General features: G+C 57.5%; 11 protein-coding genes and 1 tRNA gene. 4 read left to right on the forward strand and 8 right to left on the reverse strand.

What is annotated here, in order from left to right:
- Window positions 1-6: 6 nt before the first annotated feature.
- Window positions 7-1,446, reverse strand: a complete 1,440-nt coding sequence (gene zds / locus NW829_RS10325; protein ID WP_414417024.1) for a 9,9'-di-cis-zeta-carotene desaturase — start codon at window positions 1,444-1,446, stop codon at window positions 7-9.
- A 152-nt stretch (window positions 1,447-1,598) separates the two neighbouring features.
- On the opposite strand from zds, the gene NW829_RS10330 reads away from it, so the two are divergent.
- Window positions 1,599-1,670: transfer RNA gene (locus NW829_RS10330), tRNA-Gly, on the forward strand.
- Window positions 1,671-1,719: 49 nt separating this feature from the next.
- Here NW829_RS10330 and NW829_RS10335 read toward each other — a convergent pair.
- The 5 genes from NW829_RS10335 to NW829_RS10355 all read right to left on the reverse strand — a co-directional run bounded on the left by NW829_RS10335 (window position 1,720) and on the right by NW829_RS10355 (window position 6,420).
- Window positions 1,720-2,460, reverse strand: coding sequence for a D-alanyl-D-alanine carboxypeptidase family protein (locus NW829_RS10335; protein ID WP_414413046.1), 741 nt, complete (start codon window positions 2,458-2,460; stop codon window positions 1,720-1,722).
- Window positions 2,461-2,508: 48 nt separating this feature from the next.
- Window positions 2,509-2,946: a peroxiredoxin gene (locus tag NW829_RS10340; protein WP_011432689.1), complete on the reverse strand. Its 438-nt coding sequence runs from the start codon at window positions 2,944-2,946 to the stop codon at window positions 2,509-2,511.
- Window positions 2,947-3,016: 70 nt separating this feature from the next.
- Window positions 3,017-3,634, reverse strand: a complete 618-nt coding sequence (locus NW829_RS10345; protein WP_011432688.1) for an HD domain-containing protein — start codon at window positions 3,632-3,634, stop codon at window positions 3,017-3,019.
- A 224-nt stretch (window positions 3,635-3,858) separates the two neighbouring features.
- Window positions 3,859-4,995: an NYN domain-containing protein gene (locus NW829_RS10350; protein ID WP_414329613.1), complete on the reverse strand. Its 1,137-nt coding sequence runs from the start codon at window positions 4,993-4,995 to the stop codon at window positions 3,859-3,861.
- 312 nt (window positions 4,996-5,307) lie between these two features.
- Window positions 5,308-6,420, reverse strand: a complete 1,113-nt coding sequence (locus tag NW829_RS10355) for a dockerin type I domain-containing protein (protein WP_414417025.1) — start codon at window positions 6,418-6,420, stop codon at window positions 5,308-5,310.
- 165 nt (window positions 6,421-6,585) lie between these two features.
- Here NW829_RS10355 and NW829_RS10360 point away from each other — a divergent pair, with 165 nt between their 5' ends.
- Both NW829_RS10360 and rpmB read left to right on the forward strand, forming a co-directional pair.
- A complete protein-coding gene (locus NW829_RS10360) occupies window positions 6,586-6,948 on the forward strand; it encodes a hypothetical protein (protein WP_414344659.1) in 363 nt (120 codons plus the stop codon).
- Window positions 6,949-6,972: 24 nt separating this feature from the next.
- Complete coding sequence (gene rpmB / locus NW829_RS10365) at window positions 6,973-7,209, forward strand: 50S ribosomal protein L28 (protein WP_414413500.1); 237 nt, start codon at window positions 6,973-6,975, stop codon at window positions 7,207-7,209.
- Window positions 7,210-7,248: 39 nt separating this feature from the next.
- On the opposite strand, the gene NW829_RS10370 is transcribed toward rpmB, so the two are convergent.
- Complete coding sequence (locus NW829_RS10370) at window positions 7,249-7,977, reverse strand: pentapeptide repeat-containing protein (protein ID WP_414413499.1); 729 nt, start codon at window positions 7,975-7,977, stop codon at window positions 7,249-7,251.
- 253 nt (window positions 7,978-8,230) lie between these two features.
- On the opposite strand from NW829_RS10370, the gene gshB reads away from it, so the two are divergent.
- Window positions 8,231-9,178 (forward strand): glutathione synthase, encoded by a 948-nt coding sequence (gene gshB, locus NW829_RS10375; RefSeq protein ID WP_414350404.1) that lies wholly within the window; start codon window positions 8,231-8,233, stop codon window positions 9,176-9,178.
- A gap of 404 nt (window positions 9,179-9,582) precedes the next feature.
- Here the strand turns inward: gshB and NW829_RS10380 are convergent, their stop codons facing one another.
- The gene (locus NW829_RS10380; protein WP_414413498.1) at window positions 9,583-10,197 is read right to left on the reverse strand and encodes a biotin transporter BioY; all 615 of its coding nucleotides are present in this window, start codon (window positions 10,195-10,197) and stop codon (window positions 9,583-9,585) included.
- Between the last annotated feature and the right edge of the window lie 258 nt (window positions 10,198-10,455).

A 10,455-nucleotide genomic window follows, 5' to 3' on the forward strand; every position in this document is an offset into this window, starting at 1 on the left:
CTCCTATCAGGGATCCCTGTGGGCAGCCAGAATGGCCTGAGCAGCCAGGTGGCCGGAGAGGGTGGCCCCTTCCATGCTGTCGATGTAGTCTTGGGCGGTGTAGCTGCCGGCAAAAAAGAAGTTGGGTATTGGGGTCTTTTGCTGTGGGCGATAGGGATCCATGCCCGGCGCTTCTCGATAGAGGGAGTGGGCCAGTTTCACCACGCTGTACCAGGTCATGTTCAGTTGCCGGGATGAGGGAAACAGCTCGTGGACTTGGTGCAGCACGTGCTGGGCAATTTGCTCGTTGGGCATGGCTATGAAGGGATCCCCCGGCGTGAGCACACATTGTAACAGGGATCCCTGGCCGGGTTTGTAGTAGTCGGCGGGGCTGGTGAGGGCCAGATCGGCAAAACAGGAAAAATCGGCATCGGCGGTGTAGAGGAGATTGTCGATACCCAGAGCCTCTGGGTGTTCGCCAGCTCGTTTGGCCTGGCCTTGGGGGTTCAGCTCCGTCACCCAGCCATCGAAGCGCAACTGCACCGTGGCCACAGGTACGGATTCCAGCTTGTAGAGGTTGTCGAACTGAGGCCACTGCCGCCATACTTCCGGGATCAGCCGCTTGGCCCCTTCCACTGCCGTTGCACACACATACACATCTGCCTCCACCCGCTCTCCATTGGCCAAGAGCAAGCCGGTCACGGGGTAGGGAGAGGAGTCGCTCACTTCAATGCGGCTGACCCCCCTGCGGGTGTGGATCTGGCCCCCGCGGGCTTGGATGTAGCGGACGATGGGCTGAGTGAGGTAAGTGTCCGGGGATCCCTTGAGGAAATTGAGCTTGGAGGCCTCTGTTTTGCTGGCAAACATCTGAAAGATCGTCAGCATGCAGCGGGCAGAAATCTGCTCTGTATCGATAAAGCCCAAGGCATAGGCAATCGGGTTCCACATCCGCTTCAGGCTACCCTCGGATCCCCCATGCCGCCGAAACCAATCGGCAAAGCTCATCCGATCCAAGGCGCGAATTTGCCGCATTGCCCCTTCATAGTCCAGCAAGCCGCGAATCAAAGGGCTGGTGCCCAGCGCCAAGGCGTTGCGCAGCTTGTCCGCCCAAGAGAGCTGCTCGGTGGTGAAAAAAGCTTTGAGGCCGTTGAAAGGCGCCCCCAGGGGAAAGCGAAAATCCAGACTGGCCGTTTGCCCACCTCGGTTGACAAAGGTGTGGGTGTGTTGCTTGGGCAGCAGGTTCTCGTAGGCCCCCACCTTTTTCATCAGGGCAAACAAATTGCTGTAGTTGCAGAAAAAAACGTGCAGCCCCATCTCGATGTGGTTGCCATCGGCATCCTGCCAGGATCCCACCTTGCCGCCGACAAAAGGCCGCGCCTCGTAGAGCTGCACCTCGTGTCCTGCCTCGACCAAATCGACTGCCGTCACCAACCCGGCCAATCCGGCCCCAATAATGGCTACCCGCATAGCAATACCCTCAAACAGGCGCTGCCCGGGATCCCGCCCAGACTTTGCGCAACTGCAAAGAAAGATGAACTTCTCTCATTCTGGAACAAAATGCGCCGGGGATCCCTGACTTGACAAACCACCGCAAAACTTGCCATCATAAATTTCCCGACGCGGATGTAGCTCAGTGGTAGAGCTTCTCGTTGCCAACGAGACGGTCGCGCGTTCGAATCGCGTCATCCGCTCTTTGGGCCCTCACCCCCAGCCCCCCTCCCCTCAGAAGAAGGGAGTTGGCTAGTGCTTGTAAAAGGTCTCTAGGCTATGGCGGTCGCCCACAAAGCGCCAGTGCCAGGGCTCGTAGCTTACCCCCTGAGGGTTGTCTCTGGGGAAAGACAGCTCAAAGCCAAAGCGGGCCGCGTTGCTCTGCAGCCACTGGAAGGCCGGGGTGGTCTCAAAGGCTTCTTGAGTATCCCACTGCGGAAACCCGGCATCCCCAAGGTCGATGGCATAGCCGGTGTGGTGCTCGCTGTAGCCAGGGGGAGCGCTGACCGCAGCTCGCTCCTCGGGTCGCAAGGCTCGGGATTGAGCCAATTGAAAAAACAAGAATTCCTGATCCGCAATGGAGCGAAACCCGGAAATGGGGACAAGGCGGATCCCGGCAGCTTGAGCTGCTTCGCTCATGCGAAGGTAACTTTCGGCAGCCGCCTGGCGCAGGCGCACCTCTCGACCGTGGTAGTGGCCCACCACCCGCAAGCTGTCTGCAGGGGCTTCGGAATAGGCATAGTGCCCCAACAGAGAAGGTCGCCCATTCTGCACAGTTGGCTGCGGCAGAGAGGGCTGACCAGCTTCTTCCAGAACTTGGGGATCCGCCGCCTGCTGGAATCCCGGTAACTTCTCTATCCCCCAACCCGCCAGGAGCACTAGCCCAACCAGCACCAGGCCCAAGACTAGACGGGACCTCAGGGCAGGCACCGAACTTTGCGCTTTTTTCGCCGGAGTGGACTGGCGACGGGCGACCGGAATGTCGTCGTTCATGCGCAAAGGCCGGGATCTAGCGAGGAGTACTGAAAAGAGGCAGCGTTTCTACAAACCCAAATCCGCCAAAATATCGCGGGCATGGGTTTCGGTATTGATGTTCTGGTAGACCTTGGCAATTTTGCCCTCGCCATCAATGACGTAGGTCACCCGCTTGGCATAGCCGCCCCCATCCACATCGTAGGCGCGGGTAATCACCCCACTGCTATCCACCAGTAGGGGGAAAGGCAAGTTGTACTTTTCGGTGAACTTTTGGTGAGAAGCTTGGTCGTCCATGCTCACCCCCAGCACCACCACGTCCTTGCTTTGGTAGTCGGCGTAGGCGTCGCGGAATCCACAGGCTTCTTTGGTACAGCCGGGGGTGTCGTCTTTGGGGTAAAAATAGAGGACAACGGTTTTGCCGGCAAAATCAGCCAGCGAAACCTGGTTGCCTTGGGTGTCAGTGGTGTTGAACCCAGGAGCAGGGGTGCCAACAGCGAGAACCATAGGTGCGTGACCCAAAAAGTGTGATGAATAGGGCTGCCCTCAGCATTTTCTTCAGCCCTGCTTGTCTCTGTCAAGGCATTACCGCTCCAGCTTGGCATTGCAACTCAGCCACCAGCTCTTGAAGCTCCGCCGATAGATTGCCGGGCAGCCGTCGCCTCAGAATCTCTGCCAACGATCGATAATACCACAGGGATCCCTCTTTTCCGGCGGAAAACCGCTGCCAGAGTTCATCCCCCAGTTGGCGAAAATCCCGCAAGATGCAGCGGGCGTTGTGCAGCTTGTCAGAGGCGGCCACCAACAAAACCGAGGCATTTGCCGTTTCCAGGTGCTTCAGGTAGGCGGTTTTGCGCTCTTTCCAGTTTTCTTTGGGCTCGCCTCGGGAGCCATCGCTTTCGGTATCCGTACATCCCAGGATGATCTGCAGCACCCGTTCTCCAAAGTGCTCCCGGATCTGTTGCTCAATCTGGGCCCGGGGCTCGCCTGTGTTGTGGGGGCCGTCCTCTAGGCTGTCGTGGAGCAGAGCGGCAATCGCTTCATCTTCATCCGCCCCATGCTCCAGGGCGATGGCTGCTACGGCCAACAGATGGCTGAGGTAAGGGATCCCGGTTCCCTTGCGGGTTTGAGAAGCATGCCAGCGATGGGCATAGTGCATTGCCTGCACAAACCGCTGTGTGAGTTGCGTTGACATCTGGACTCTCCAATTGGGGTTAAGTTGACTGCTGGGGCAAGGTTGATCCAAGCGAGTCTCAGGCGTTGAGACTGCAAATCAGAAAATGGTTAGAGAAGATGAGCACTTCTGATCACTTCAAACAAGGTTAAGACGCTGTGCCGCCTACCCTCACCCCCAGCCCCTCTCCCTGCCTTGGGAGAGGGGAGTCAGGGATCGATGTAACTGTGCTGAGATGGCAAGGTTTAGCCGGTGGCCGGAGTCTGTTTTGCAGGCAGCGGCACCAGCGTTCCTGTTCCCTGCCAAGCGCACAAATCCACGAACTGGTCGGCTATCCGAATTAACGCCGGGTTTGTGTTCGGCCTGTAGGCGGCTACCTCCAGCCGGCAGCCTTGGCGGCGGATATGCTTGAGGGCCGGCACAAAATCTCCATCCCCACTCAGCAGCAGCACCGTCTCGTAGTGGGAGTGCATCGCCATCAAGTCCACGATCAGCTCCCCATCCAGATTGGCTTTGCGGCTGCCGTCGGCGTGGATCACCACCGGCTTGGTGACCACCCGATAGCCCTGTTTTCTCAACTCCCGCAGGAAACGACGCTGAGCTAGGTTGTGGCGATCTACCCCGCTGTAGACATGCACTTCCATCTCGGATCTGCCCTGGGCCAGCCAGCTGAGCAGACTGGGATAGTCGAGATGGGATCCCCACTGCTGGGCGCTGGCGTGGAGATTGGCCGCGTCGATGAACACCCCCAGGGCTTTGCGGGGAAAAGCAGGGTTCGGCTGGGATGCCACCAGCTGCTGCAGGTGTTGGAGTTGCGCCTGCACCAACTCCAGTTGCTCCAAAGTCACTTGGGGCTGGGATACCGGCAGAGCATTCAACCGCAGCTCCACGGCTTTTAACCGCTGCTGGATTTGCTGGATGGCCTGGGTGATGGGGGCCAGCTGTTGCCGCACGGACAGATGAGACGTGGGCCGAGCTTCGAGGGCGTCGATCCGCCCTTGTAATGTTTCCAGTTGGGCCGCCGTCTGCTGCTGCTGTACCCAGATGGGCTCCAAAACCTTTACTTTCTGCTCGAGCTCTTGAATGGCTTCAGCCGGGGAAGCCAAGGTCTGCTGCAGAAGGGACGGTTCAGCAGTGAGCCGAGCGTCCAGCACCTCGAAACGCGCTTGCAGGGTCTCCAGTTGGGTTGCTGTCTGTTGCTGCTGTGTCCAGGTCTGTTCCAGAACTTGGCCAAGCTGTTCTTCGCGGCGGCGGATGGCAGGGTAGGCTGCTGCCAAAGGTAAGAGCCCCCAGATCACTTGGCGGGTCACCAGGGCCGTCACCCCCAGGGCCAGGGATCCCGTCCACAGCCAGGTTAAGGGGAAGGCAGAAGCCCTATTCATGCTCATAGTTAGCTCTCCTCAGTTTGGGTTATCGATCTGCTCGGTTGCCAGGATTTCACCTCACTCACATGGGCCACCTCAGGGATCCCTCTCGAAGATCGAGATGCCCAGAACTCCCAGAGGCATCGAAGAGGAGCAATTCAGCAACTGCAGTATGCCGGCTGTTGGAAGGGGGAGCTTCCAATCGTTGGACACACCCATTCCCCTTGGTATCAAACGGATCGGTTATCGAAAGCGGGCTTAAACTTGTTCCTCTTAGCCGACGGGCTCCGTGCTCAGCTTTGAGGGGCAGGAACCTCCGACGGAGCAAGCTCAGTTGGGGATCTCGATGGTTACATTGGCCAACTGCACATCGTCATGATCCACCCAGGCTCCACCGTGCCGGATGACTGTATCACCTCCCAGCGGCACCGAGATGTGCAGGGATCCCCCGAAAAGGGGAATGCTGATCGGCACTTGGGGACCACGGGTGACCATGCTGGGCTCAATCAGGGTTTTGCCGGTGCGCAGGGTAACAGTGTTCAGGCCCAGGCGCAGATGTTGCAGCGGCAGGGGAATCTGTAGGTTATCTCCCCCCAGGTGAATCTGCTCGATTTCCACCCCGTTCAGAATGACCTGCATGGGAGACATGTTGGCACTGGGGATCCGGGATTGGCCGGCCCGATAGGCGGCGGCAGTATCCAACCCAATCAGGGATCCAATCCGCAAAACCGGTGGGCGCGAAGGCAGGCGTTGCAAAGTGAAAGAGCGGGTCATCTCCACCCCTCGGGCAGGGCCCAAAAATTGCCCGGCGGCAGCCGATTCCGGTGAGTACTGGTTATCCCCCAGGCGGATGACATTCGCCTCCAGTACCAAAGTTGTGTTGGGATCCCAGCGCTCCAACTGCAGTTGCCAAGGCCGATCCCCGCCGGCTTGACCGTTGCCTGTACTTTGGGAATAGGGCAAGTAATTTTCCAGCCGCGCCACCAAAATTTCTTCTGCCGGCAGCGGCCCTGGCAGGCGAAACCGACCCTGGGCATCGGTGCGCACCGAAATACCCGCCCCCGGAATGGCCACCTCCGCCCCGGCCAAGGGCTGCCCTGTCAGCCGATCCACCACCTGTCCCGAATAGGCGGAATCCAACTGCACCTGTCCTGTGGGCACATCCGTTGCTGCCTGAATGCGCTGCTGCAACACTTGCCAGTCGGCTTCTGTGATCCGTCCATCCTGGTCGACATCGGCAGCTCGAATCTGGTTGTCGGTCAGTCCCCGTTCTCCACGCAAGTAAGCCCCCAACAGGTTGAGATCCTGCACCGTCAAACGGCCATCCCCGTCCAAATCGCCCGCTTGAAAGGGCTGCGCTTGGGCAAAAGACACGCCTATCCAACCCAGGCCAAGGGATCCCAGTAGCAAAAGAGAATGAGCCAAACAGGAGACCCTAAACATGGCAACTCTCCTGGGAGTTGTTCATGTTCTAACGTAATTCACCTCCTCGCAGCAGGGCTAACCGAGCCGGTGTAGAGTACTCTTGAGCGCAATTTTGCCGGTTCGCCTTTGGCTGCAGGAGCCGAAAACTTAATGGTAGAATAACCGTGGTGGCTTGCCTGTTCTATGGCTCGATACTCTTGCGTTACCCAGCTTGTGGGCTCAGCCGAGCAGCTCAGCGAGTCGATCCGCGCTGTTTTGGAGCGCTGCCAACTCAATATCCTCCACAACAGCCTTGATTATTGGGTGGCCGGCGAGCCTCCCGGAAAAAATCCCCACACCAAACTGGTGACGGTGGAAGTGTTTGTGGATCGCACCCGTCAGGCTGCCGACGGCTCTGTACAGGTGACCTGCATTGCCAAAAATGAAGAGCTGCCCCTAAAAAGCGTTAACCACTGCCAACAAACCTTTGACCGACTGAAGGCAGAGCTAGCCCAGTTGCAAAGTCAACTTCAGCTTGCTGCCCAACAAAAAGATGCCTTACGATAGCTAGGCTGAGTTTGCTTTGATCCCATGGCGCGTCGCTGCCAACTAACCAACAAGAAACGCAACAACGCTTTTGCCATCTCCCACTCCCACCGGCGCACCAAGCGCCTGCAGGAAGTCAATTTGCAGTGGAAGCGCATCTGGTGGGAAGAGGGTAAGCGGTTTGTTCGTCTGCGCCTTTCCACCAAAGCCTTGAAGACTCTCAAGGCCAAAGGGATAGGAGCCATGGCCCGGGAAGCCGGGATCGACCTCAACCGGTTTTGAGCTTTCTCCTCAGCCCAGTTGTGTCTGACAGCTCCAACCTCACAGCAAGCCAAAAAGCTTACGCGACTTGGGCTGCAATCCCGCCAGCAAGGTGTTGAGGGTATCCCGTTGGGTAAGCTCGTTGGTGCCGCTGGCCCGCTCGATTAAGAGCTTGCGCGTCTCATCGGAGAGCTTGGCATCGGTAAAATCGGCTCCACTGAAGAGCGTATCTTCAATCTGAGCGTCCCGTAGGTTGGCCCCCACCAAAATGGCTTGTTCTAGGTTGGCAAACTGAAGCTGGCAACTCACCAAGGCAGCCTGGGAGAGGTTGCAGCGAGATAGGTTGGCCTGGCGGAAGTCGGCGGCAAAAAAGTTCCCCTCCGCCAGATTAGCAGCCACCAAGCTGGCTTCGCGAAAGATGGAATGGCTGAAACGGCCCCCCTGAAAGCTGCTTTTGTCCAGTTTGGCGGCGGTAAAGTTGCTGTAGTCCCCCAGAGCCTGGCTAAAGCTGGATCCCCGTAGATCTGAGGCGGTAAAATTGGCCCGCTCTAGCTCAGCGCGGCGAAAGTTGCACAGACGTAGGTCGGCTTGCTGCAGGCTGATCGAGCGCAGGCTAGCCCGCGTCAAATTGGATTTGGGCATCTGAATGCGGTCGAACAGGCCCCGCGAGAGGTAGGCATTCTCCAGGTTGGCACCCACCAGGGAGCGCCCCTCACGCAAGGCTTCCAGCAAGTCCCGCGTGGTTTCAATGCGAACCGGCTCTGAGGGTTGAGAAGGGGGAGCACTCACAGATGGAGCATTCCTCACAGTTAGGCCAGAAATCCGGTCAACCCAGCCGAGAACTGAGGGCCAACTGGGGATTCCACCTATCAAGCTAACGTTTGCGTCGCCTGTCGAGGTTAAGAGGATATTAAAAAGACAACTCTGCATCGAGCTTTCCAGAGGGGGCCTTCTCTTGTGGAAACAGCCTACCGGGGGAGAGCCATCGGCTCCGATTTGTTGCATACTCGGGGCAGCCTTTCGTGAGTGAACCGCACCTCCCATGCAGGTAGCTTTCATTGTTGACCCGTTGCCCCAGTTGCAGGTGGGCCATGACACCAGCATTGCCCTGATGGAAGCCCTGCAGAAACGGGGGCACCGCATTTTCTGCCTGGGCCTGGCGGATCTCTACTGGGATCAAGGGGAAACGTGGGGATCCCTTGAGGAAATCCGGTTGGATCTGAAGGCGGATCCCTGGTATGAGGTCAAAGACCGGCAACTGCTGCCCCTGAGCCAAATGCAGGCGGTGTGGATGCGCAAGGATCCGCCGGTAGATGCGGCCTATCTCTATGCCACTTACCTTTTGGATCGTCTCTCTCCCAGCCGCACACTGGTGCTCAATCATCCTGCCGGGATCCGCTCGGCCAACGAAAAGCTCTATGCCCTGCAATTTCAAGAGTGGATCCCGCGTACCCGCGTCAGCAGCAACAAACGCCTGCTGCGTCAGTTCGTCGAACAGGAAGGACAGGCGGTGCTCAAGCCTTTGGGTGGCAAAGGTGGGGAAGGGATCCTGAGGGTCAATGCCGGGGATCCAAACCTCAACTCGTTGATTGAAATGAGCACCCAATTTGGTCGGCTGCCTGTGATGGTGCAGGAGTATTTGCCACAGGCGGCGGCAGGAGACAAACGCATTTTGCTGCTGGAAGGAGAGCCTTTGGGTGCCGTCAATCGGATCCCTGGAGAGGGAGATTTTCGGGGCAATGTTGCTGCCGGCGGTCGAGTGGAAAAAACCAAGATTACCGAAAAAGAACGGGCTCTCTGCGGGGCTTTGGCGCCGGTGCTCAGGCAGGAGAAGCTGTATTTTGTCGGGATCGATGTTATCGGGGAACGACTAACCGAAGTGAACGTGACCAGCCCAACAATGCTGCGAGAACTCTGTCAGTTGGAAGGAGTTGACCTGGCAGATCAAGTGGCTCAGTGGCTGGAAAAGAAGGTGCCCGTCAAGGACTGAATGACTACCCACCAGGATGTTTCTGGGATCCGGCGCGTCTGTTGCATGACAGGGATCCCGTCTATCCAGGGAATCCATAGGGATCCCATGAATTCAGAAAGACATAATTATAGCTTAAGGCTGAGATCAGCTTCTTTTGGTCGGCAGCTAGAAAATAAAAAGCCCCACAAGGGGGCTCTGCCGCGACCAGTCAGCGACTTATAAAACTCTAGAGCAATATAAAGAAAAGCTCCATGAATAGGCCGTATTGAACATCGCATTGAGCACAGTTTTTAGAATCTCAGAAAAAAGGCCAAATCCTCGGAGCTGTTATCTTTTTTTTAGATTTTCCGACCCGAGGCTAATCCCAGGCCCCTTCTGCTTTGCCGGAGCGGTCTTTAGAGTTGCTGCTCTTGCCCAGTGGGCTAGGAGTCTGCCGGTGGCCTTTCCCGACCCACCCAGCGCCAGATGGTGGGCAGCAGCACTGCCGCCAGTCCGCACTTCACCAAGTCTCCTGGAATAAAAGGGAAGACCCCCTTGTTGAGGACGGCCAAGATCGAGGTGGGCTCAACATTCTGGTTCAGCCACACCCCTAGCCAAGTGGCTCCTAGCAAATAAATCAGAGCTGAGCAGGACAACATCGCCAGCGCCATCTTCCAGGGGTTGCGATCCACGCCCCAGCGCTCCACCAACCAACCCATCAGCCCTGCAGCCAGGGGAAAAGCCAACAGGTAGCCCCCCGTCGCCCCGGCCAAGTGGCCAAGCCCGGATCCGCCACCGCTGAAGAAGGGCAATCCCAGGATCCCTTCCAGCAGGTAGACCAGCAACGTGAGAAAGCCCAGCCGTGCCCCAAAGCCTGCCCCCACCAGCATTACCCCAAAGGTTTGTCCAGTGATGGGCACCGGTGTAAAAGGCAGAGGGATCCTCACCTGCGCCAGAGCTGCTACGAATAGGCTCCCTCCCACCACCAGCAGTAGATCGCGAATGCGAGAAGAACGGGGCAGAAAAGTCTGGGCCAAGGGTAGGTAACTCGCAGTCATAGAGCACCTGGAGTGTCGAGACATGAAGGTCAGTATAGGGGAATGCAAAGAAGAGGGCAAGTACACACTAACCCTTTCCTAAGGCATTCGCGCTTGGGCAAGCACAGCTTGGGGAATAACTCACAAACGCAGCAAAGCATCACTTGGAAGCAACAAAAAAAGGGCATTAAGCCCCTAAAAATAGCTTCCCCTTTCAGCAAATAGCTAGGTCGTGTTGATCTTATGTTAGGATAGAGAGAATAATTTATAGAGGAAAGA

Origin of the sequence: Synechococcus sp. R55.8 (assembly GCF_047461895.1) — a bacterium.
Taxonomy (GTDB): domain Bacteria; phylum Cyanobacteriota; class Cyanobacteriia; order Thermostichales; family Thermostichaceae; genus Thermostichus.